20 protein-coding genes and 2 pseudogenes are annotated in these 22,448 nt (G+C 63.2%); 9 read left to right on the plus strand and 13 right to left on the minus strand.

Annotation, left to right across the window (positions count from 1 at the left end; translation table 11 throughout):
• The first annotated feature begins 16 nt into the window (after positions 1 to 16).
• Together AC0L18_RS07470 and AC0L18_RS07475 are read left to right on the plus strand one after the other, a co-directional pair.
• Positions 17 to 631: a dimethylsulfonioproprionate lyase family protein gene (locus AC0L18_RS07470; protein ID WP_473491355.1), complete on the plus strand. Its 615-nt coding sequence runs from the start codon at positions 17 to 19 to the stop codon at positions 629 to 631.
• Positions 631 to 2,103 carry a cobyric acid synthase gene (locus AC0L18_RS07475; protein ID WP_473491357.1) on the plus strand — a complete coding sequence of 491 codons (1,473 nt, stop codon included), beginning with the start codon at positions 631 to 633 and terminating at the stop codon, positions 2,101 to 2,103. The genes AC0L18_RS07470 and AC0L18_RS07475 overlap by 1 nt, the downstream gene beginning before the upstream one ends.
• Here AC0L18_RS07475 and AC0L18_RS07480 read toward each other — a convergent pair.
• The 3 genes and pseudogenes from AC0L18_RS07480 to AC0L18_RS07490 form a co-directional block, all read right to left on the minus strand.
• Positions 2,100 to 2,522 (minus strand): VOC family protein, encoded by a 423-nt coding sequence (locus tag AC0L18_RS07480; RefSeq protein WP_473491358.1) that lies wholly within the window; start codon positions 2,520 to 2,522, stop codon positions 2,100 to 2,102. The two genes, AC0L18_RS07475 and AC0L18_RS07480, sit on opposite strands and share 4 nt — an antisense overlap.
• Positions 2,523 to 2,606: 84 nt before the next feature.
• Positions 2,607 to 3,441: pseudogene (locus tag AC0L18_RS07485) on the minus strand (helix-turn-helix domain-containing protein).
• Between the two features lie 100 nt (positions 3,442 to 3,541).
• Complete coding sequence (locus AC0L18_RS07490; RefSeq protein WP_473491360.1) at positions 3,542 to 3,712, minus strand: hypothetical protein; 171 nt, start codon at positions 3,710 to 3,712, stop codon at positions 3,542 to 3,544.
• A gap of 359 nt (positions 3,713 to 4,071) precedes the next feature.
• Here AC0L18_RS07490 and AC0L18_RS07495 point away from each other — a divergent pair, with 359 nt between their 5' ends.
• Positions 4,072 to 4,503, plus strand: a complete 432-nt coding sequence (locus AC0L18_RS07495) for a TerB family tellurite resistance protein (RefSeq protein WP_023802995.1) — start codon at positions 4,072 to 4,074, stop codon at positions 4,501 to 4,503.
• A 22-nt stretch (positions 4,504 to 4,525) separates the two neighbouring features.
• On the opposite strand, the gene AC0L18_RS07500 is transcribed toward AC0L18_RS07495, so the two are convergent.
• From AC0L18_RS07500 to AC0L18_RS07520, 5 genes are all read right to left on the minus strand, one after another.
• A complete protein-coding gene (locus AC0L18_RS07500; protein WP_473491362.1) occupies positions 4,526 to 6,166 on the minus strand; it encodes an ABC transporter ATP-binding protein in 1,641 nt (546 codons plus the stop codon).
• The gene (locus tag AC0L18_RS07505; RefSeq protein ID WP_473491364.1) at positions 6,163 to 7,032 is read right to left on the minus strand and encodes an ABC transporter permease; all 870 of its coding nucleotides are present in this window, start codon (positions 7,030 to 7,032) and stop codon (positions 6,163 to 6,165) included. Before AC0L18_RS07505 ends, AC0L18_RS07500 begins: the two co-directional genes overlap by 4 nt.
• Positions 7,029 to 7,976 carry an ABC transporter permease gene (locus AC0L18_RS07510; RefSeq protein ID WP_473491366.1) on the minus strand — a complete coding sequence of 316 codons (948 nt, stop codon included), beginning with the start codon at positions 7,974 to 7,976 and terminating at the stop codon, positions 7,029 to 7,031. The genes AC0L18_RS07505 and AC0L18_RS07510 overlap by 4 nt, the downstream gene beginning before the upstream one ends.
• A gap of 256 nt (positions 7,977 to 8,232) precedes the next feature.
• The gene (locus AC0L18_RS07515; protein ID WP_473491368.1) at positions 8,233 to 9,708 is read right to left on the minus strand and encodes an ABC transporter substrate-binding protein; all 1,476 of its coding nucleotides are present in this window, start codon (positions 9,706 to 9,708) and stop codon (positions 8,233 to 8,235) included.
• A gap of 130 nt (positions 9,709 to 9,838) precedes the next feature.
• Entirely contained in the window at positions 9,839 to 11,119 is a 1,281-nt protein-coding gene (locus tag AC0L18_RS07520) for an acetylornithine deacetylase/succinyl-diaminopimelate desuccinylase family protein (protein WP_473491369.1), read from the minus strand.
• Between the two features lie 229 nt (positions 11,120 to 11,348).
• On the opposite strand from AC0L18_RS07520, the gene AC0L18_RS07525 reads away from it, so the two are divergent.
• On the plus strand, positions 11,349 to 11,777 hold the full coding sequence (locus AC0L18_RS07525; RefSeq protein ID WP_023802989.1) for a L,D-transpeptidase: 429 nt from the start codon (positions 11,349 to 11,351) through the stop codon (positions 11,775 to 11,777).
• Here AC0L18_RS07525 and AC0L18_RS07530 read toward each other — a convergent pair.
• Together AC0L18_RS07530 and AC0L18_RS07535 are read right to left on the minus strand one after the other, a co-directional pair.
• The gene (locus AC0L18_RS07530; RefSeq protein WP_473491370.1) at positions 11,774 to 12,322 is read right to left on the minus strand and encodes a hypothetical protein; all 549 of its coding nucleotides are present in this window, start codon (positions 12,320 to 12,322) and stop codon (positions 11,774 to 11,776) included. The two genes, AC0L18_RS07525 and AC0L18_RS07530, sit on opposite strands and share 4 nt — an antisense overlap.
• Before the next feature lie 117 nt (positions 12,323 to 12,439).
• Positions 12,440 to 13,843: a selenium-binding protein SBP56-related protein gene (locus AC0L18_RS07535; RefSeq protein WP_128176814.1), complete on the minus strand. Its 1,404-nt coding sequence runs from the start codon at positions 13,841 to 13,843 to the stop codon at positions 12,440 to 12,442.
• Positions 13,844 to 14,089: 246 nt separating this feature from the next.
• Between AC0L18_RS07535 and AC0L18_RS07540 the strand changes: the two genes are divergently transcribed.
• The 3 genes from AC0L18_RS07540 (at position 14,090) to AC0L18_RS07550 (ending at position 18,286) form a co-directional block, all read left to right on the plus strand.
• The gene (locus tag AC0L18_RS07540; RefSeq protein ID WP_473491371.1) at positions 14,090 to 15,172 is read left to right on the plus strand and encodes a substrate-binding domain-containing protein; all 1,083 of its coding nucleotides are present in this window, start codon (positions 14,090 to 14,092) and stop codon (positions 15,170 to 15,172) included.
• An 83-nt stretch (positions 15,173 to 15,255) separates the two neighbouring features.
• The gene (locus AC0L18_RS07545) at positions 15,256 to 17,511 is read left to right on the plus strand and encodes an ABC transporter permease (RefSeq protein ID WP_473491373.1); all 2,256 of its coding nucleotides are present in this window, start codon (positions 15,256 to 15,258) and stop codon (positions 17,509 to 17,511) included.
• Complete coding sequence (locus AC0L18_RS07550; RefSeq protein WP_091598255.1) at positions 17,504 to 18,286, plus strand: ATP-binding cassette domain-containing protein; 783 nt, start codon at positions 17,504 to 17,506, stop codon at positions 18,284 to 18,286. The genes AC0L18_RS07545 and AC0L18_RS07550 overlap by 8 nt, the downstream gene beginning before the upstream one ends.
• A gap of 161 nt (positions 18,287 to 18,447) precedes the next feature.
• Here the strand turns inward: AC0L18_RS07550 and AC0L18_RS07555 are convergent, their stop codons facing one another.
• Positions 18,448 to 18,645: a LysR substrate-binding domain-containing protein gene (locus tag AC0L18_RS07555; RefSeq protein ID WP_473491374.1), complete on the minus strand. Its 198-nt coding sequence runs from the start codon at positions 18,643 to 18,645 to the stop codon at positions 18,448 to 18,450.
• Positions 18,646 to 18,714: 69 nt separating this feature from the next.
• Positions 18,715 to 19,920, minus strand: a complete 1,206-nt coding sequence (locus AC0L18_RS07560) for an MFS transporter (protein WP_473491376.1) — start codon at positions 19,918 to 19,920, stop codon at positions 18,715 to 18,717.
• A gap of 96 nt (positions 19,921 to 20,016) precedes the next feature.
• Here AC0L18_RS07560 and AC0L18_RS07565 point away from each other — a divergent pair.
• Positions 20,017 to 20,912 (plus strand): annotated as a pseudogene (locus AC0L18_RS07565) (LysR family transcriptional regulator).
• 133 nt (positions 20,913 to 21,045) lie between these two features.
• On the opposite strand, the gene AC0L18_RS07570 reads toward AC0L18_RS07565, so the two are convergent.
• Entirely contained in the window at positions 21,046 to 21,639 is a 594-nt protein-coding gene (locus AC0L18_RS07570) for an SDR family NAD(P)-dependent oxidoreductase (protein ID WP_473491377.1), read from the minus strand.
• Between the two features lie 120 nt (positions 21,640 to 21,759).
• Here AC0L18_RS07570 and AC0L18_RS07575 point away from each other — a divergent pair, with 120 nt between their 5' ends.
• Entirely contained in the window at positions 21,760 to 22,383 is a 624-nt protein-coding gene (locus AC0L18_RS07575; RefSeq protein WP_473491378.1) for a TetR/AcrR family transcriptional regulator, read from the plus strand.
• Positions 22,384 to 22,448 lie beyond the last annotated feature (65 nt).

Here is a 22,448-nt window from a genome sequence, read left to right on the forward strand (position 1 = left end):
GTGTCTGGGGCAAGGCGTGACGACAAATTTCGATGAGCTGCTTGAACGGTTCCACGCCACGCTCGAAACATTCGATGATGCGCTGGTGCGCGATGCGGTGGCCCGGATCGGCTGGGCCATGCCGGCGCGTCCGCTCGAGCCGCGTCCGCTTGCCTGCCTGCGCGAGCTCGACCGCATCGTCGAGCTTGCTCCGGCCAACGCCCAGCCGTTGGCGCGGCTGCTTGCGGAGCGTCGCGGCGAGCTGCGCTGGGGGCAGACCTACAGCGAGGCGGATCTCGGCAAGACATTCATCGACAAGTACGGCTGGCTGGAGGTCTTCGGCATGCGCGGCCATTTCGTCAACGACGAGGTCGCGGCCGGCTTTCTGATCCTCGGACCTGAAATCGTCTATCCCGACCACCATCATGTCGCCGAGGAGATCTACATTCCGCTGACCGGCGGCACCGAATGGCGCATGGACGAAGACGACTTTCGCAAGCGAGAGGCGGGTGAGGTGATCCACCATGCCTCTGATGTCAGCCATGCCATGCGCACCGGCAAGGAGCCTCTGCTGGCGCTCTACATCTGGCGCGGCGGACCACTGGCCGCGAAATCCACGATCACCGGCAGCGTTTCACAGGGCAGGAATTAATGGCGGCCAAGGCGATCATGCTGCAGGGCACAGGCTCCGATGTCGGCAAGACGGTGCTGGTCGCGGGCCTCTGCCGCGTGGCGAAAAAGCGTGGGCTGAAGGTGCGGCCGTTCAAGCCGCAGAACATGTCGAACAACGCCGCCGTCGCCTATATACCGGGCGACAAACTCGGCGGCGAGATCGGCCGCGCCCAATGGCTGCAGGCGATCGCCTGCGGCGTTGCGCCCACCGTCCATATGAACCCGGTGCTGCTCAAGCCGCAGACCGATATCGGCGCCCAAGTGGTGGTGCAGGGCAAGGTGTTCGGCGAGGCGCGGGCACGCGACTACCAGGCGCTGAAAGCCCGGCTGATGGATGCCGTGCTCGACTCCTGGGCCAAGGTCGGCGAGGGTGCCGACCTCGTCATCGTCGAAGGCGCCGGCTCGCCGGCCGAGATCAATCTCAGGAGCCGCGACATTGCCAATATGGGCTTTGCGACGCGCGCCAACGTGCCGGTGATCCTGGTCGGCGACATCGATCGCGGCGGCGTCATCGCCTCGGTCGCCGGCACCCATCTGATCTTGCCGGAAGAGGACCGGCGCATGATCGTCGGCTATCTCATCAACAAGTTCCGCGGCGATGTCTCGCTGTTCGATGACGGCATCAAGGCGATCGAGAGCTTCACCGCCTGGCGCTGTTTTGGCGTCGTGCCGTGGCTGAAGGCGGCGGCGCGGCTGCCCTCGGAAGATTCGGTTGTGCTCGAACGCCTGGCGTCCGGCGAGAAGCGCGCGCTGAAGGTGGCCGTGCCGATGCTTTCGCGCATCGCCAATTTCGACGACCTCGATCCGCTCAAGGCCGAGCCGCAGGTCGAGGTCGTCTTCGTGCCGCCCGGCCAGCATTTGCCGGCCGACGCTGGGCTGGTGGTCATTCCCGGCTCGAAGTCGACGATCGGCGATCTGCTAAGATTCCGCGAGAATGGCTGGGACCGCGACCTTGTCGCCCACCGCAAGCGCGGCGGCCACGTCGTCGGCATCTGCGGCGGCTTCCAGATGCTCGGCCGTGTCGTGCGCGATCCCGACGGCATCGAGGGCAGCGCCACCGAGACCGAGGGGCTCGGCCTGCTCGACGTCGAAACGGTGATGCAACCGGAAAAGACGGTGCGCAATGTCAGCGCGCGCTCGGTCCAGTTCGATCTGCCGCTCGAGGGCTACGAGATCCATCTCGGCCGCACCACCGGTCCCGACACGCTGCGGCCGTCCGCCGTCATCAACGGCGCCGATGACGGCGCCGTCTCCGCCGACGGCAAGGTGTCGGGGACCTATCTGCACGGGCTGTTTTCCGCCGACGCTTTTCGGGCGAAATTCCTGGAAAATCTCGGCGTCAAAGGCGGCGGCATCGATTATCGCGCCGAGGTCGAACGGGCATTGGACGAGGTCGCAGCCGAACTGGAAACCCACCTCGACTGCGACGCCATCTTTGGTCTGGCGCGTTAGCTGGCGGGCTCACCGGCCTTTGGCCAATAGGTGCCGAACGACCAGACATTGCCTTCCGGATCGCGGCAGATGAATTCGCGGCTGCCATAGTCGCGGTCGGTGAGCACTTCCAGTATTTCGGCGCCGGCCTTCTTGGCCCTGGCATAAGCGGCATCGGCATCGTCGACGGCAACATAGACCGATCTGCCGCCACCGGGGCCCGGTGCGCCGACCATCTGGCCAAACTTGTCGTAGCGTGCGGTGCCCAGCATGATCATCGAGGAGCCGAAAGTCAGTTCGGCGTGTTGGACGATGTCGCCTTCGCCGTCGCGGGCATGAACGGCAAAGCCGAAGGCTTCACCCAGCCAGTCGATCATTTTCGCGGCATTGCGGTAGCGCAAGGTCGGATAGAGCCTGGGCGGTTCGACTGACATGGTCATGACGATCTCCTTCAATTGGATTGGACGATAATCCAGTCTGGGCGAAGGCTTTTCCCACGTCTTGAAGAAATGTTACCTGCGCCTCTATGCCTGGGCGGCCAGCGCCGTCGGCGTTTCGCCGGCAAGGTCGCGGAATTCGCGCACCAGATGCGCCTGGTCGGCATAGCCGCAATCGGCGGCGATATCAGCCCAATCGGATTTGCGCTGCCTTGACAGGCCGAGCGCCCGGTTGAAGCGGACGATGCGCGACAGCGTCTTGGGGCCGACGCCGATCGCGTTGGAGAATTTTCCCGCGAGATGCTTGCGGCTCCAGCCCAGCCTGTCGGCGAGCGATGCGACGCGAATGCGGCCACCCGAGACGATGATCCGGTCATAGGCCCAGGCGATTTCGGCCTGCATTTCGCGGGCGTCAGTCAGCCGCGCGGCGACGAACGTCTCGACAATGGCAAAACGTGCGCTCCAGCCGTGCGCATTGCCAATTTTTTTCGCGCAGCGCGATGCCTTCGATCCCGAGCACATCGTCGAGGCCGACCATGCGGTCGGTCAGTTCGCTCATCGCAAGGCCGAAGAAGCGTCGGGCGCCGAGCGGGGTGAAATTGACCTGGATGCAGCAGGCGCCGCCGCGGGATTCGATCACCACCGGACCGGCGTAGAGGCCGGCGGCGAAACTGGCGAAGCGGTCGTTGTCGCCCGGCTCCTTGCCGAGCCCGATGGCGAAGGGTTCGGCAAAGCTGATGACCAGCGGCACGGTCAGCGATGCGTATTCGACGTTGCGGAAATGGCCGGGCATGGTTTCGCGGTAGCCGCAGATGTCAGTGACTGAACCCTGGAGCCAAGGGCCAGGCACACGCCGAACCATCTCGAACCGGTCGAGGCCAGGACTGTGCTGGTTGCTGCCGTCTTCGCTCTGGGCAGACATGAGCTTTCCTCCGCCCGCGGATGGTAGCAGACCAACCCTCAGAATCAAAAGTGCCCGGCTTGTGGCCGGGCGCTCCGAGTTGCCTGAGAGATCTGAGGGCTTAAACGCCGCGAACCAGGCAGCCGCCGGCAAGCACGACATAAGCGATGAGGACGATCCACACGGCGGCCAGGGGAATGAACGCAAAAACGCCGAGAGCGGCGAGAAGACCGATGATGGCGATAACAAGGGATATGATGAAAATAAGCTGCGTAGGCGCACTGAGATTCATGTGTGGCTCCTCCGACATGATTCGTACAACCGCATCCTATCAGGCGCCCCGTTCACACACCAATCAGCGTGCGCAGCGGCGGAGACCACCAATTGTCGATCTTGGCGCCGCCCCTCATCGCCCTGCCGGGCACTTCTCCCCGTATAGGGACGGGGAGAAGAGGGCGGTGGCGACCTCGGTGAACATTCTGCAACGCTGGTGATTGGCGAAACCTTCGATGGGAGCGCCCCTCTCCCCGTCACTATACGGGGAGAGGATGCCGGCAGGCAGGAGCGATTGCTCTGTCGAACCACAGCCGACCATTTGCGCAAGGCCGATTCCGCGCTACCTATTTGCAACGAATCGGAAAGGGGTCGCTGATGGCATTCGCACTGCTGGAGCAGATACGCTCGATCTTCGACGGCGATCCCGGCGTGCGCAAGGTCGCGGACGATCCGGTGCTGTCGGCGGAACTGCTGATGCTGTTTCGCATGATTTTGGCCGACGGCACGGTCAACGAGAGTGAAATGGCCGCCTTCAGGCGCATCTGCCGGGAAGCCTTCGGCATTCCGGAAGCCAGCATCGACAGCGTCATCGAGTATCTCAACGAGTTCGGCTACGAGACCAACGGCTCGCAAGCCATCGCGCAGTTCCGTGACCTCGACGTCGAGAGGCGCAGCCTGCTTGCCCGCCATATGGCCGAGATCGCCAAGGCCGATTCGCAACTTGCCGGGACAGAGATGCAGCTCTTGCGCCGCACCCTCGACTTGCTCGACATCAGCCCCGCCGATGTGGTGAAGGCCGAAGAGTAAGCCTCTCCCGACGGTCGGCTGTTTACCCCTGTTCCTGTAACCGCCGGGCAATCGCGCGGTGCAGGTCCGGGGCCGCAGCGACCAGCGCCTTGGCGGCTTCGGACTGCGGATGGTCGAGAACCGCGCTCGTCCTGCCGCGCTCGACGATCTTGCCGGCATGCATGATCATCACCTGGTCCGTAATGGCGCGGGCAACGGTCAGATCGTGGGTGATGAACAGATACGCAACGCCGAGCTTCTGGTTGAGCTCGGCGAACAGATCGAGAATCTGGGCGCGGATCGAGACGTCGAGCGCCGAGACCGGCTCGTCGGCGACGACCAGCTTGGGGCGGGTGATGATGGCGCGGGCGATCGACAGGCGCTGGCGCTGGCCGCCTGAAAATTCGTGCGGATATTTGTCCATGTCGCGTGGACCAAGGCCGACCTCGTGCAAGGCCTTTGCCACCATCTCGCGCCGCTCTGCATTCGTCGGCCTTTTCTCCAGGACATGCAGTGGCTCGGCGACCAGTTTTTCCACCTTCTGGCGCGGATCGAAGGAGCCGTATGGGTCCTGGAACACCACCTGCATGTCGCGGCGCGCCGGCTTGAGCTCCGCCTCGCTCTTGTCGGTGATGACGTCGCCGCGAAACCGGATCGTTCCCGATGTCGGCCCGTCCAGCGCCAGGACCATGCGGGCAAGCGTGGACTTGCCACAACCGGAACGACCGACCAGCGCCACAGACTGCCCAGGATCGATCGAGAACGAGACATCGTCGACGGCGCGGGTCGGAACCGCGCGCTTCAGCAGCGATTTGCGCCGTCCCGGATAGTCCCGCGTCACGCTTTCTACCTGAAGCAGAGGTTTGGCCTGGAGCATGGGGTTGTCTTGGCCGACCTCGTTTGTCCTGGCACGCGCCGGCACATGCATCGAGGCCTGCGCCAGTTGTCTTGTGTAGGGATGAAGCTGCTCGGACAGGGTGCGGGCCGTGTCGCCGGCCTCCATCACTTCGCCGTGGCGCAGGATGGTGATGCGCTCCGCCATTTCGGTCACCACCGCGAGGTCATGCGAGATCAACAGCAGACCCATGCGGTTTTCTGAAACCAGATCGCGCAACAGGTCGAGGATTTGCGCCTGCAGCACGACGTCGAGCGCCGTCGTCGGCTCGTCGGCGATCAACAGTTTTGGTTTCAGCGCGCAGGCGATGGCGATGACGACGCGCTGGCGCTGGCCGCCGGAAAGCTCGTGCGGATAGCGCGACAGCGGGAATTGCGCTGCGGGCAAGCCGACCCGGTCGAGCATTTTTCGAGCGCGGTCCTCGGCGTCGGCGCGGCTTGCCCTGGTGTGCCAGCGGATGCCTTCGGCGACCTGCTCGCCAATGGTCTTGACCGGGTTCAGCGCCGTCATCGGTTCCTGGAAAACCATGCCGATATCATCGCCGCGCAGCGCGCACATCTGGTCTTCGCTGGCCGCGAGGATGTCGATGCCGTCGAAGACGACGCGCCCGCTGGCGCGCGCCGCCCAGGGCAGAAGCCGCATCACCGTCAATGCCGTGATCGACTTGCCCGAGCCGGATTCGCCGACCAGCCCCATCACCTCGCCGGGCGCGACGGCGAGTTCGACATCCCTCAGGATCGGCGTGTCGCCGATCGTCAGCGACAATTTCTCGATTTCGAGCAGGCTCATCGCTGCCGCCGCGATTTTGGGTCGAGGATGTCGGCAATACCGTCGCCGAGCAGGTTCAGTCCAAGCACGGTGACGACGATCGCCATGCCTGGAAAGATCGCCATCCACGGCGCCATCCCCATGCGCGTCTGGGCGTCGAACAGCATCCGCCCCCAGCTCGGCATCGGCGGCTGTGTGCCGAGCCCGACATAGGAAAGCCCGGCTTCGGCCAGGATGCCGAGCGCGAACTGAATGGTGCCTTGCACCAGGAGCAAAGTAACGATGTTGGGCAGCACGTGTTCGATGGTGATCAGTGCTTTGCCTTTTCCGGCGGCACGCGCGGCGAGGATGAATTCGCGCGGCCAGATCGCCAGCGCGCCGGCCCTGGCGACGCGGGCGAAGACCGGGATGTTGAAAATGCCGATGGCGATGATGGCGTTGAGCGCGCCCGGGCCGAAGATGGCGGTGATCATGATCGCCGACAGCAGGGCAGGGAAGGCGAAGACGACATCGTTCAGCCGCATCACCGCCTCGTCGACGACGCCGCCGCGCGCCGCGGCAAGGGCGCCGAGCGGCACGCCAACGCCCATGCCGATACCGACCGCCACCAGCGCCACGGCGATCGAATTGCGGGCCCCGACCATGATCATGGAAAAAATGTCGCGGCCGAAATGATCGGTGCCGAACCAGTGCGCCGGCGAGGGTGCCTGGGTCTTGTCGGCGATGATCAGCCTGGTGACGTCAAAAGGCGTCCAGAAGAACGAAACGATGGCGACCGCCGCCACAAGTGCAGTGATGACGAAGCCGGTGAGGAACGAGCGGTTGGTGAAAGCCTTGACGAGGATGTCGGCAAAATTTTCCTCCGGGATGTCGAAGCGCAGCGTCATTGGCGGCTTCTCAGCCGCGGATCGACGACCGCATAGGAGAGATCGACAAGCAGGTTGACGGCGATGACGGCGGCGACCAGCAGCATGACGACGCTTTCGACGACGATCAGGTCGCGCTGGGTGATCGCCTGGAACACCAGCCGGCCGAGGCCGGGGAGATAAAAGACGTTCTCGATGATGATGGTGCCGGCGAGCAGGAAGGCGAACTGCAGGCCGAGAATGGTCAGCACCGGGATCATTGCGTTGCGCAGCGCGTGCCGCCACAGCACCGCGCGATGGGGCAGACCCTTGGCGCGGGCAGTGCGGATATAGTCCTCGTTCAGCACTTCGATCAGCGCCGAGCGGGTGACGCGGGCGAGGATCGCCGCCTGCGGCAGCGCGAGCGCGATCGCCGGCAGGACCAGCGATTTCAGCGCCGGCCAGACGCCGGCGCTCCATCCCGGAAAGCCGCCGGCCGGCACCAGCCGCAGCCAGACGGCAAACAGGTAGATCAGCATCAGCGCAAACCAGAAGTTCGGCACGGCAACACCAAGCTGGGCGGCGCCCATCGCGATCGTGTCGCCGGCCCGCCCGTGCCGGCCGGCGGAAAACAGCCCGACCGGAATGGCGATGATGGTGGACAGCGCCAGCGCGATCAGGGCCAGCGGCAGCGAGACCACGATGCGCTCGCGGACCAGGTCGATGACCGGCACCGAATAGGTGTAGGAACGGCCGAAATCGAGGCTCAGCAAGCCGCCGGCCCAGTGCAGATAGCGCGCGGCGAGCGGCGCGTTGAGGCCCATCTGGTTGCGCAGTAACTCGACCTGGTCGGCGCTGGCATTCATGCCCAGCATCAGCCGCGCCGGGTCGCCGGGAATGATCTCCAGCACGGCGAAGACCACCGTCGAGGCCAGGACCAGCGTGATGAGCGCGATGGCAAGACGCTTGAGGAGATAGGCGGTCATGGGGGGAGGACCGCAGGTCCGTTCAGCGCGGCAACTGGATGAAGGTTGCGTTCCCGCCAACCCCCCTCTGTCCTGCCGGACATCTCCCCCTCAAGGGGGGAGATTAAGCCCTCATTGATGCTTTCGCTAATCATCAGCGTTGCAGGGCTAGCACCGGCATGGCAACTGCCAATCTCCCCCCTTGAGGGGGAGATGTCCGGCAGGACAGAGGGGGGTGCCACCGGCTGCAAGCTTCGCCCCTTTGGCCAGCAGCCCCTCACTCCGTCCACTTCACCTTGGTCAAATCATTGGCCTGGATCGGCGCATTTGCCCAAAAACCCTCGAGCTTGGCGTCCCAGACGCCGACTTTCGGCAGTTCGTAGAGGAAGCCGACCACGCCATCGTCGGCCAGTATCTTCTGCGCCTCGCCGAGCAGCGTCATGCGCTTGGCCTCATCGGAGGTGAGGTTCAGATCGGCGATGATCTTGTCGAAGGTCGGGTTGTCGTAGTTGAAGTAATAATCCTTGCGCGAATAGATATCGATGTCGTTGGGTTCGGTGTGGGAAACGATGGTCAGGTCGTAGTCCTTCTTAGTGAAGACCTGGTCCAGCCACTGCGCCCATTCCACCGGCACGATCTGCAGATCGATGCCGACATCGCGAAGCTGCGACGCGATGATCTCGCCGCCAAGTCGCGCATAGGGGGGTGGTGGCAGTTTCAGCGTCGCCTTGAAGCCGTTCTCCAGGCCGGCTTCCTTCAAGAGTTCCCTGGCCTTCTCGACATTGTGCGGATAGAGACCGGTGAGGTCGACATAGGCCTTGTTGGCGGGCGACATGTGCGAGCCGATCGGCACGCCAAGGCCGGCCGAGGCGCCGTCGATGATCGCCTTGCGGTCGAGCGCAAACGAAATCGCCTGCCTGACCTGCAGCCGGTCGAAAGGCGGCTTCTTGTTGTTCATCGAGAGGATGGTCTCACCCTCGGTCGCGCCGATCACCACCTTGAAGCGCGGGTCGCCCTGGATCTGGGCGACGCTGTCGGGATCGAAGAACGGGAAGGCCTGAACATCGCCGGAAAGCAGCGCCGGAACGGCGGCTGCGGCATCCGTGACGATGCGGAACTCGGCCTTGTCGAGGGAGACCGGGGCACCCCAGTAAGCGTCGGACTTGATCAGCGTGATCGACGAGCCCTTGGCCCAGTTCTGGAACTTGAACGGGCCGGTGCCGACAGGCGTTTCCTTGTTGGTGTCGGCTGTCTCCGGCGCGACGATGACCGCGTCGCCCCAGCCCATATTGTAGAGGAACGAACTTTGCGGGTTCTTCAGCGTGATCCTGACCGTCGCCGGATCGACCATTTCGACCGTATCGATGGCGGCGAACAGGCCCTTTTGTGCGTTCACGGAGTTGTCGGCACGGGCGCGATCGAGCGAGAATTTGACGTCGTCGGCATTGAAGTCGGTGCCGTCATGGAATTTCACGCCGCTATGCAGCTTGAAGGTGTAGACCTTGCCGTCGTCGGAAACGGTCCAGCTTTCGGCGAGAGCCGGCAGCACCTCGCCGTTCGGGCCGATGCGGGTCAGCCCCTCGAACACATTGGCGTAAAGCACCTCGTCGATCGCCGCCGCAGCACCTGCGGTCGGATCGAGATGCGGAGGTTCGAGCGTGATGCCGATGACCAGATCGCGCGCGGCAAATGCCGATGTTCCGGCAGACAGCACCAGGGCCGCAGCGGTGAGAATAGTTTTCCACAATTTCATCGTGCAACTCCCGATATGCTCAAAAACATGCTCGAAACCCGGTGGATAGAAGCGTGATTTCACCAAGGAGTAAATTGCGTTTCGTGCTTTCCGGCGGCGCCGGCAGGAATGTTTTTCCGCCCATCACCGGCTACCGAGCGCCCCCGCCCCTCAGCAGCACGTTGAGCCCGATCGCCATCACCTTGGCCGATTCGACCATGTCTGATATCCCCACCCATTCGTCGGGCCTGTGGGCGAGGTCGAGAATGCCCGGGCCATAGGCGATGCAGTCGTAGATGTGGCCGATGCGGGCAATGTGCTTCTGGTCGTAGGTGCCGGGCGAGATCACGTAGGCGGGCTCGCGGTCGAATATCTCCATGATGCCCCGCGCCACCGCCTTGACCACCGGCGCATCGCGCTCGGTCATCAGCGGCAGCACCTCCATGAGATCGCGGATCTCGTAGTCGAATTTCTTGCGCTCGCGCTTCAGCCGGTCGAGGATATCGGTCACCTCGCTCTTGACCGTGCCAAGGTCCTCTTCGAGCAGGAAGCGGCGGTCGATGGTCAGCCGGCAGGAATCGGGGACATTGGGCGAGGGCAGGCCGGGCCGGAAATCCTCGGTCTGGCCGCCATGGATCGAGTTGATGTTCATGGTCGAGCGCTTGGCCCCGTCGGGCACGACCGGCATGCGCGTCACCTTGCGGTCGAGCGACGGGAACAGCTCGTCCTCGAAAGCCCTTAGCACGGCGCCCATATGGCGCACCGCATTGTCGCCGAGGAACGGCATCGAGCCGTGCGCGATCTCGCCCTTGGTCTCGATCTCCGCCCACCAGACGCCGCGATGGCCAAGGCAGATGCGATCCTTGTTCAACGGCTCGGGGATGATGACGTGGTCGACCTTCGGCTTGGAGAAATAGCCGAGCTTTGCCAGATGGGCGACGCCGCCGAAACCGCCGGACTCCTCGTCGACCGTGCCCGAAATCTCGATGGCGCCCGGGAAGTCGGGGAAAACCTCCATGAAGGCCTCGGCGGCGATGATCGAGGAGGCCAGGCCGCCCTTCATGTCGCAGGCGCCGCGGCCATGGACCTTGCCATCCCTGACGATGCCGGCGAAGGGATCGAAGCTCCAGCCGTCGCCGGCTTCGACCACGTCGATATGCGAGTTGAAATGCACGCAGGCGCCGGGCGAGGGGCCATCGAAGCGGGCGACGACGTTGACGCGCGGGTAGCGGTCGGTGTCGCCGGGCGTGCCATCGGCGCGGATGAATTCGACTTCGAAACCGCGCTTTTTCAGCCGCGCTCCGACGTATTCGGCGCATGGCCGATAGGCCTCGCCGGGCGGGTTGATAGTCGGAAAGCGGATCAGGTCCGCGGTCAGCGCGACCAGGTCGTCGACCCGATCATCGACCGCTTTCAGCAGGAGTTCGTTCATTCGACGAATTGAGCAGCCAACGGTGCGTTTTGGCAAGCCTGTTGGCGGGTCGCGCCCTAGTTATGTGGTTACATGTCGCCACGGCAACTATCGCGGGAAATCGTTCAAATTCGCTGCTTTGGATTGGTGAATTCGTCAGAGGTGTGTGGTTACCTCATTCACTTGCGATTAAAGGATGAAGAATAGCGTGAAGGCAGGCAGGCAAGGGCAATCAAAGGGGTTTGATCGCATGAAAAAGACCGTTCTCATGGCAGCGGCACTGGCAACGATGCTGTTCGGTTCTTCGGTCGAGGGCTGGGCAGCCAAGCTGGTTGCAAGGATCGACGTGTCATCGCAGACGATGACTGTAAGATACGGCAGGGCGGTCTACCGATGGCGCGTATCCACGGCGCGCAAAGGCTATATCACGCCGCGCGGCAGCTACCGGCCGCAACGAACGGCACGGATGTGGTATTCGCGCAAATACGACATGTCGCCGATGCCTCATTCGGTCTTCTACCGCGGCGGCTATGCCATCCATGGCACAGGCGCAGTAAAATCTCTCGGGCGCCCAGCGTCGCATGGCTGCGTGCGGCTGCACCCGTCCAATGCCGCCGCCTTCTATTCCATGGTGCGGCAAGCTGGCTTTCGCAACACGCGGATCGTGGTGACCAACTAGAGCGCGGAAAACACGCCGATCGCCCCGACCAGAACCAGGCTTAGCGCCCAGATCACATCCAGATCAAACCAGCTTTTCGAAAGAAACCTTAATCCCAGCCACCGATAGACGCCGAAGGCCAAAGCGCCGCCCGCAGTGATCATCGCGCCGGTGTGGACCGCTGCCACGCCGATCGAGAGCGCTGCAGTTCGTGTAATGAGGGCGGTCGCGGCACGGTGCCCGGCATCCGTTTCAACGACGCCGCACAGGCCGAGGTAGATCGGCACCAGCATCAGGCCGGCGCCATGCGCGACGGCGACGAGAAAGGACCAGAGCGCCAGTCGCGACGGCGGCACGCGCGCCAGAAATCTAGGATGCCGCCGGTTGAAGAGCAGCCAGACTCCGAGCGCGACGACAATTAGACCTGCGCCAACGCGGATCTCGGTTTGCCAATCAACCAGCATGGTCATCAGCGCGAAGGGCAAGAGGACCACCGTCATGGCGACAAGATGCCCGAACGCCAGCGCCAGAAGCGCGCCCGGCAGCGCATGGGCTCGCCGTTCCATCAGGGCGGCCGAAACAGCAAGCGGCCAGCCCATACCCGGGTTTACGCCATGGTAAATCCCGCTGGCGACCACAGCAAGCCAAAGGCCGGCTGTGGTCGAAAGGAGTTCGGGCGACACCTAGGCCGATGGGTAGCAGAAACTGTCGGTAGAGCAGTCGCCGCCTTCAAGCCGGATCTGGTGCGTTCGATAGCCTTTGGGGAACTCGACGAAGAAGTTGGTGTCGAGCGTCAGCCCACCATTGGCGCCAACATCGGCCTTCACCATCGCCCCGCCGCGCTCACCGGGATAGAACTGATCGTCCCAGGTCGAGTAGAGCGAATTGGTCCAATAGACACGCTTGCCGTCGCGGCTAATCTCGACCATCTGTGGCCCATAGCCGAAGACCTTGCCACAGGGGTGCTTGGTCTTCTTGACGATCCCACCCAGTTCGACCTTGCCCGCCAGAACCGGCTTCATCGGGTCGCTGACATCGTATTGATGCATTTCACCCGTACCCCAACAAGCCACATAGAGATACTTGTCGTCGAGGCTGAGGTCGATGTCGGTGACCAGAGGGGGCACCGCCGAGAAACCCTTCAGAAGATCCGGCAGATCGTCGGCATTGGCCGGTTGAGGCGGGATGACCGCCGTCTTCTTGGCCTGGAACTTGCCATCTGCGTCGCGCCACCAAGTCCAGATCGAGCCTTCGAGATTGGTGGTATCGACCACAACGCCGCAGAAGCCGTATTGCTGGACTGGATCATGCGCCGGGCGGATTTCGAGCGCCATTTGGTGATTGGCGCCCAGATCGATCGTCTGAATGTTCTTACGCGCACGCAGATCCCAGAAATGCATGCGGTGGCCGTACTTGTTGGACAGTAGATCCTCAGGGACGATGCCGTTTTCGAACTGCGGCGGCAGAGCCCATTCGGAACTGACCATGTAGTCGCGCGGCAGGTTCCACCAGAAATCGTAGTGCTTGTCCTGGGCGCCACGATCTATCTCATAGCGGCCAATGACATCGAAGGTCTGGCAATCCATGATGAAAATGCCCGGAGGACCGTCGGTACCGTCTTTGCCACCGCCGCCGAGGGTCGAGACATAAATGCCCTCGGGTCCGCAGTGGATCGTATGCGGGCGGGAATAGCCCGTCTTGGCAAAGACTTCTGCGGGTTCGATGATCTTGTGAATCTTGGCGGCTGTCGGCCCGCCCTTCACATCAATTATGTAGATGCGCGACGAACGAATGCCCGGAATGATCAGATAACGACGCTCCAAAAAGGCGTGGCCAGTCAGTGGTGATAGCGCCGAAGAACACGCATTCCAGCCGAAGTGATGAAACTCATCGCCCTTGTTTGGCATGATCACAGTGTGGACGATCTTGCCGAAATCCGGCGAATTTGGATCGACATTCACCACAGCCAAACCGTCGGGTTGCGAGAAGTCCGGGCTAAGCATCAACGTGTAGGCCAGAGTTTCCGGCGGCCCTTCCATAGCCAGCCGAGGTGACGGATAGAATGTGGGGTCTGGTCGCAGATTCATCGCGGTATCCTCCCTGCGCGTTTGTGAAACTTTTTTTGGTGCTCTCCGTGTCGCTCCCTTTTGAAATGCGGCCCAGGTAGGGATCATAGTACACCAAGTCTCCTCGTCTGTCTGACACCGCGTCGCGCTAGCACTATTTACGTGGGCAGACTTTGGGCAGAATATACGGGGTGGGAGGAAGCATTCGGAATCCCTGAATAATGCGCCCGAACGGCTTCCGACCGTTGGTTGCAAGGGAGGATATTCATGAAACGTATTTTCTCGCTCGCGGCGTGTACCGCGGCGTTATCGCTCGGCGTGTCGAACGCCTACGCACAATCGGGCGGCGTCGACAAGGCGGTCGGCGGCTACAGCTTTGAAGAAGCCGCAAAGGAGGCCCCCGGTACCAAGGACTTCCATTCGGCCGATGGTCACCTCACTTTCGCTATCGTGACACACACTGCCGGCAATGGCTTCTTCGATCCGGTCTATGTCGGCGCGACCGTCGCCGGCAACCTGATCGGCGCCAAGGTCCTGCTGCTCGGCTCGGAATCGCCGACTGACGACCCTGCCCGCGAGATCGAAATCCTGAACCAGATCGTGCAGGATCCGACGATCGACGGGCTGATCATGACAACGCCCCAGGTCGGCGCCTATAACGACATCGTCAAGGCCGCCGAGGCGAAGGGCATACCGGTCGCTACGACCAATTCCTTTGACGGCACGATCCTCAACCGCAGCGGCATCGGCCACACCGGCCAGGACGCCTCCGCTGCCGCAATCGCCGGCGAGGCGCTCGTCAAGTGCCTCGCGGACAAGGGTATAGAGAAGGGTTCGATCGTCCTGCCGTCGTCGACCGCAATGGGCAACATCGAGGTGAACAACCGCGTCACTTCGGCTTTCAACGCCATCGTCAAGGGCTTGAAGGATGCCGGCAAGCTTGATGCCTTCAAGGTCGACGCGGGTCCGGAGAACACCGGTATCGACACCAATCCGAATGACCCGGTGAACGGCATCGTGACGCTGTTTGAATCGCGCGGCGACGTCGTTGGCGCGTTCGCCGGCAACAACGTGTTCACGCCGGCGCTTGCCAAGGCCGTCGCTCAGACCGGACTGACCGGCAAGATCTGCGCCTACGGTTTCGACCTCGGCCCGGCCCAGCAGGACGCGATGAAGAGCGGCGATCTGACCGGCGCGCTCGGGCAGCAGCCCTTCTTGCAGGGCTTCTGGCCGGTCATGCAGCTCTATCTGGAGATCGACCGCGGCATCGCGGCGGCCAACCTCGACACACGCGCCCAACTGGTGACGAAGGAGACCGTCGAGGACGTCGGCAAGCGTTTCGAGAACTGAGTCCACTCGGAACGTCTGAAATCATTGCGGGAGAGCGCAGGCTCTCCCGCAATGCGGCAGCAGGAAATCGACCAGAAGAGATCATGGCGCTTACCGCGACCACATCGCTCGGCCGTGCGCCGTCCCAGATTGTCGGCGGCTGGGAGGTGGGGCTCGTTGCCTTGCTTTTGCTGCTCTATCTCGGCGGCGCTCTCGTCAATCCCGCGTTCTTCGGGTCAACAGGAGCGTTTCACTCGCTGCTCCGCGACACCTCGCGGGTTGCCATCATCGCGGTCGGAGTGACCTTCGTCATCGTCAACAAGGACCTCGATCTTTCGGTCGGTTCAACTTACGGCCTAGTCGCCGTCGTCTTTGCCAGGCTGTTCGCGCCGAACTTCCTTGACCTCGGCGTCGTCACGTCGGCGATCCTCTGCCTGCTGCTCGGCACGCTGATCGGGCTGATCAACGGCGTGCTCGTCACCATCCTGAAGGTGCCGGCGTTCATCGCCACGCTGACCGTCCTCTTCATCGGCCGCGGCTTCGTGCTGGCGCTCACTCACGGCCAGGCGATCTACTACCCTGCCAAGGCGACCGGCTATCCGGGTTTTTTTCACCTCGGCGAGACCAACCTCCTCGGCTTCAACAACCAGATCGTGATCTTCCTCGTTGTCGCCGTGATCGGCGCCTATGTGCTTGCCAAGACGCGCTGGGGCTACGAGACCTTCGCCACGGGCGGCAACGAGCAGGCGGCGTCCTATGCCGGCATCCCGACCAACTGGGTGCGCATCCGAGCCTTCCTGATCTCCTCGCTCTGCGCGGCGCTGGCCGGCTTGATGTCAGCTGCGCAGGACAAGGGCGTGACGCCGCTCTACGGCGTCAGCGGTGAGCTGACCGTCATTGCCGCCGTGATCATCGGCGGCGCCTCGATCCTCGGCGGCCGCGGCCGGGTCGCCGGATCCTGCCTTGGCGCCCTTCTGGTGGTGCTGCTCGACAAGGTATTGCGCGAGGGCTGGCCGATCACGCGCATCATCAAGATCGTCGACGAGGAGATCACGGTCAACGCCGTTTTCTCGCTACCGGTCGGCGCGGTGCCGGTGTTCCTCGGGCTGCTACTCGTCGTCGCTGTGCTCATCGAGCCCTATCTCATCCGCCGCCAGGTGGCAGGGCGCCTCTGGGCCTGGCTCCGCGGCCGGCCGCCGCCACCGGCCTACGAGATCGGCGGTATCGCGATCGAGGGGGTGCAGACCAAGGGCGCGATGGCGACCGACATGGCGTTGTCGGCCACCGGGTTCGGCAAGTTCCTCGCCCGGCGCGACGCGCTCGCCATCATCCTGACCGCGCTCCTGTGGCTGACCGGCCTCGCGCTCCGGCCGGACTACTGGTGGAACCTGTCCAACAGCTTCGCTATCTTGCTCAACTACACCGAGCTTGCGCTGATCACCATCGGGCTCACCTACGTCATTGCCGCCGGCGATATCGACCTCTCCGTCGGGGCGGTGCTTGCCCTCGCCGGCAGCACAGCCGCCTATTTCCTCAAGGTCCTCGGCGCCGACCCCGTGACCGCCGTGGCGATGGGCCTGCTGGCGGGCATGTGCGCCGGCCTTGTCAACGCGATCGTCACCGTCGGCTTCAAGCTGCCGGCCTTCATCGCCACGCTTGGCATGTTCTACATCGCCCGCGGCCTCGCCGCCTGGTTCGTCGCCGGGCAGCAGCTCACCGGCTGGCCCGAGGGCTACAACCTGCTTGGCCGCAAGGTGAACGACATCCTGCTGCACTACCGCATCTCGCTGCCGGACGGGCTGCTGCGCTCGATCGCCGAGGTGGTGAGCGTCCAGACTATCTGGATGCTGTTGGTCGCCCTCATTGCCGGCGTCGTGCTCGCCTACATGCCGTTCGGGCAGAAGGTCTATGCGACCGGCGGCAACATTCGCGCCGCCGCTTATGCCGGGATCAACACCAACCGGGTGCGGTTCTTCGCGCTCATGCTGGCGGCGCTCTGCGCGACAATGGCCGGGATCATCAACGTCGCCTACTTCCGCAGCTTCAACCCGGTAGCCGGCCAGTTCCGCGAGCTCGACGCCATCGCTTCGGTGATCATCGGCGGTGGTTCGATCTTCGGCGGCTACGGCACCGTGATCGGGGCGCTCGCCGGGGCGGCGGTGATCACCCTGATCCGGGCGCTGCTGCAGCTCAACGTCCAAGGCTTTACTATGCCGCAGCACTGGATCAACGTCTTCATCGGTGGCATCCTGATCGTGGCGGTGCTGATCGACATCTGGGTGCGCCAGGCCAACATCTTCGGCCGCCTGCGGGCGCGCCTCGCGCGGCGCACAAGAACGGCGGAAACGACCCATGCGTGACGCGACCAGGCCCGCACCGATCGTAGAAATGCGGGGCATCGAAAAAGCCTTCGGTGCGGTGCAGGCGCTCCGCAACGTCGACCTCGTGCTCTATCCAGGCGAGATCCTGGGCCTCGTCGGCGACAACTCGGCCGGCAAGTCGACGCTGATGAAGATCCTGACCGGCGCCTACCAGCGCGACGCGGGCGGCGAGATCTTCGTCGCCGGGCAGCCGGTGCACTTCAAGAGCCCGCACGAAAGCCGCGACGCCGGCATCGAGATGATCTACCAGGATTTCGCTCTTTGCGGGAATATGGATGTCGGTCAGAATATCTTTCTTGGCCGTTGGCCGCGCAGGGGCCTTTTCGTCAATCGGCGGAAAATGTACGCGGAAGCCGACAGTGTGCTGAAGCGGCTCAAGGTCGACGTGAACTCCGTCTATCAAAAGGTCGAGAGCCTTTCGGGGGGCCGCCAGCAATCGGTGGCGATTGCCCGCGCTATCTCCTTTCAGCCGCGCGTGGTGATACTCGACGAGCCGACCGCCAATCTCTCGGTGATGGCGACCGAGCGGCTGCTCGAAACCATGCTGGAACTGAAAAAGCAGGGCGTTGCCCAGATCATCATCTCCCACCGCCTCGTTGACATCTTCGCTGTGGGCGACCGCGTGATGGTGCTTAAGCGCGGCGAGAACGTCGGCGATCGCTACATCAAAAACACCGACGAGCATGAGGTCCTGGAGATCATCGTCTCCGGCACGCGAGAGCATGCACTTACGGCCGATGAGGCAATGCTTTGACCAATCAGGATCACTTTTCTCCTGGCGTCGCAGAAATGCGGCTAAAACCACCCGCTCTAAGTCCATCGAGATTGTGGCCCGAGATGGCGAAGGGACCGGTGTTGGCTGCGCTTTCTCGCTGTTGCGCCGCGATCACCACCCGAAGGTCGCAATGATTGCGCTCAACGGGCGCCGAACCATTCGATGAGGATGTCAATCAGCGCACGCACCTTTCTGGGCGCAATCCCGCCAGGTGGCCGCACCACATAGATCCCCGCCTCTGGCAAGGGATGATCCGCCATCACTTGTCTCAATGTACCCTCCGCGATCGGCACCTCGGTAAGGAAGTCGGGCAGCGCAGCAATGCCCAGCCCAGCCAAGAATGCGGCGGTTCAGAATAAAAGCGCTCTGTAGTGATCCTTCACTGTCCGGGCGCTGTCCCTCCGCGATCAAAGGTTCTGCACCGCAGCAGCGCGAGGGCTGGCGGCAGCGGCGAGCAGGGCTGAGCCCGCCAGCAGGGCGGCGGCGAGCAGGAAGGCGCTCCACCAGCCGGCAGCGTCGAACAGCATGCCGCCCGCGGAGGCGCCGCCGGCGATGGCGAACTGGATCAATGCGACCTGCAGCCCGCCTCCAGCTTCAAGATCGTCGGGAATGATCTGAGCCATCCATGTACCCCACGCCGCCGGAATCGGGGTGTTGAACAGCCCCCAAAGAACCAGAAGCGAAGCCGTGGCCCAAAGCACCGGTCCCACTGCGATCAGGAGCAGGGCGAGGAGCGCAAGCGCGCTCGGCAACCCGATCAGCACTGGGGTGAGGTTTCGCCGGAGCACGAAGCCGGCGATGGACAGTCCCGCCAGGCCTCCTAGGCCGAGGCCCAGGAGCACCAGCGACAGGACGTTCACGTCGAGGCCGGTGACGCTTTCAAGGAATGGGCGCAGATAGATCGACAGCGAATTCATTCCCATGAAGGCGAGCCCCGTTGCGGCCATGCCGATGGTGAATGTCCGATTGCGCAGCAGACGGAACATGCTGGATACCGAAACGGCCTCCTTCGGCGGCATCTTCGGCAGAACGGCGAACTGCCAGAGGAGCGCCGCGAGGCCGACTGGGACTGTGATGAAGAAGGTGCCCCGCCACCCAATCAATTCGCCGAGGAAGCTGCCGAGCGGTGCGGCGATGACGATCGCGAATGCAGTTCCGCCCTGCAGCAGCGCGATCGCCTTGGGCAGGTCGGAGCCTGAGGCCAGGCGCGCCAAAATGGCCGTGGAGAGCGACCAGAAGCCGCCGATCGCGATCCCGACCAGGGCCCGTCCGGCCAGAAAAACCAGGAAGTTGGGAGCGAGGGCAACAGCCAAACTCGATGCGACCAGCACTGCCGTGTAGAGCAGGACGACGGTTCTGCGGTCGAGCTTGGCCAGGAGCGCATTGCCGAACAGGCTGGTGATCACGGCAAAGAGCCCCGACACGGCGATCGCCTGTCCGGCCTGGCCTTCCGAGATGGCCAGGTCCTGCGCAATCGGGGTCAACAGGCTCACCGGCATGAATTCCAGGCCGACCAGGAGAAAGGTCAAAAACGAGAGGCAGGTGACGGCGGCCCACGGCGTTACCGCACTTTCAGCCGCCAGCGTGTCATCCAGTGTCAGGTCGATGGGCATTCGTGCGCTCTTGTCCGTCGACAGACTAGGTAGCCGGGCCTGGTCTTGTCAGACTAGCAGCTATAATCTGCATGTCGTAGTGAACGGAGCTCACCAATGCCGCGTGACGAGTTCAGTGAGATGCGAGCCTTCCTTGAGGTCGCTCGGCAGCGCAGTTTTACGCGAGCGGCGGCCAAGTTGGGTGTTACCCGATCGGCCCTCAGCCATACGATCAGGGCAATGGAGGAACGGCTTGGCGTCCGTCTGCTCTCTCGCACGACCCGCGATGTGGCGCCCACGGCGACCGGAGAACGCCTCGTCGAAAGCATCGAGCCGCATTTCGAAAGCATTGCCGCCGGGATCAGCGCGATCAGCGCCCTGCGCGGCCAGCCCTCGGGCCAGATCCGTATCGTGTGCCCCGATGATGCCGTCAATCTGGTCTTTCGCCCCAGGCTGCCAGCGTTCCTGCGAAACTACCCGGACATCAATGTGGAGCTCATTGTCGACAACGGCTTCACCAACTCGTCGAGCGTCAGTTCGATGCCGGTGTTCGACTTGGCGAGGCAATCGCCCGCGACATGGTGGCCGTTCGCATTGGTCCCGATGTCGGCTATTGCGTCGCCGGCTCACCCGATTATTTCGCTCGTCGGGCTGCGCCGAAAAGCCCTCAGGACTTGACCGACCACAACTGCATCAACCTGCGGCTTCCCAGCTCAGGCGCGCTATATGCCTGGGAATTCAGGAAGAACGGACGCGAGTTCAGCGTCCGTGTGGACGGCCAGCTGACCCTGAACAATATCGCGCCGGCACTTGACGCGGCCCTCGACGGCATCGGTTTGGCCTATGCGCCGAAGGCTCTTGTTCAACCCCATGTTGAGGGTGGTCGGCTCGAGGAAGTCCTTGCCGACTGGTGCCCGACCTTTCAAGGCTATCATCTTTACTATCCCAGCCGACGCAATCAATCGCCGGCGTTTGCAGCCTTTGTCGCGGCTTTCCGGTATCAATCTCGATAGACCCTTTCGACCCGCCCCAAGATCGCAGATCACGACGTGGGCTCGATCGGCACCGGAGCCAGGGTGCGCCGCCTGATCCTGGGGGAACATGCCCATCGGACCCGTTAGCGTCGAGGAGCGCGAGGCGAAGGACTCACGCGGCCCGTTCGGCCGTGCCCTCGAAGCTGTTGAGGTTCGTCGAAGTGAAGCCGGGGCAGGCAGCGTCGGCGCCGGCATCCTCAAATTCGATGGCGAAGGCGAGCGTCGTCGCATCGAGGGCAGTCTCCGAGGGGCTGTAAACAGGGCCGAACAACGCGCGCTGTGGACTGGACGGGTCGACGCTGACGATGCGTGCCGCCGGCGCTTCACCAAGCAGCCGCAACATCGCCTGCGTGACGGCGACGACGCCGAACACGTTGGTCTCGAACACCGCGCGTCCCTCGAGGGGCGCCGCATGCGAGATGCCCTGCTTTCCCGCATCGGAAGTGCCTGCATTGTTCACCAGGACGTCGAGGCGACCGAACTCGTTACGGATACGCTTTGCCGCGGCGGCAATCGAGGCCTGTTTCGTGACATCGAGTTGGACGGCGCGGGCATCCGCGCCGATGCTGTTTGCAGCCGTCTTCGCATGCTCGAGCTTGCGCGACCCTACGAGCACGGTGAGGCCGTGCGTCGCCAGATCCCTGGCGATCTGGAGGCCGATTCCCTTGTTGGCCGCAGTGACCAGGGCAATAGGTTTGACCCGCATGGTGATCTCCTCTTTTTGCATTGACGTGTAGGCAACGGCGCCATGCTGTGCTAATTTTCCCAATCGGAACTGCATTCCGTTTTATACGGAACATCGTTCCGTTTATCAAGTGGAAAAATCATGGACGACAAATCGGAGGAGCGGGGTGGTGGCTTGGAGCCCGTAAACTCGACGGATCGACGCGTGCGTGCGGACGCGCAACGCAACTCCAAGGCGCTGCTCGAAGCGGCAATGGCAGTGTTTGCAGCTTCGGGGGTCGATGCTCCGGTGCGAGAGATCGCCGATAAGGCCGGCGTTGGCGTGGGTACGCTCTATCGGCATTTTCCGCAGCGTTCGGACCTGATCGTGGCGGTCTTCCGTAACGAAGTGGATGCCTGCGCAAATGCTGCATCTGCCATTGCCGCCGAATATGAACCCGGCGAAGCGCTCGCCCGATGGATGCAGCGTTACGTGGACTTTATCGCTGCCAAGCGTGGACTCGCCGCGGCCTTCTCCTCCGGCGATCCGGCATATGAGTCCTTGCCGCTGTATTTTCTTGAGAAACTTCGGCCCGCGCTGCAGAGCTTGCTGGATGCCGCGACCGAAGCGGGCGACGTTCGCTCGGACGTTGATGCGAAAGAACTATTGTTCGCGATTGCCAGGCTCTGCTCACCAGACCGCTATGGCGGAGGCCCCGACCAGGCACGACGGATGGTTGGCTTGCTGGTGGACGGGCTTCGCTATGGCGCCCCTTCGGTTGGCTGATTGGTCTTGCCAGGACAGGCCACAGAGTGATCGGTGACCAAACAAAAACCCGCCTCGGCAACCGG

It is taken from the genome of Mesorhizobium sp. WSM4819, assembly GCF_055811215.1.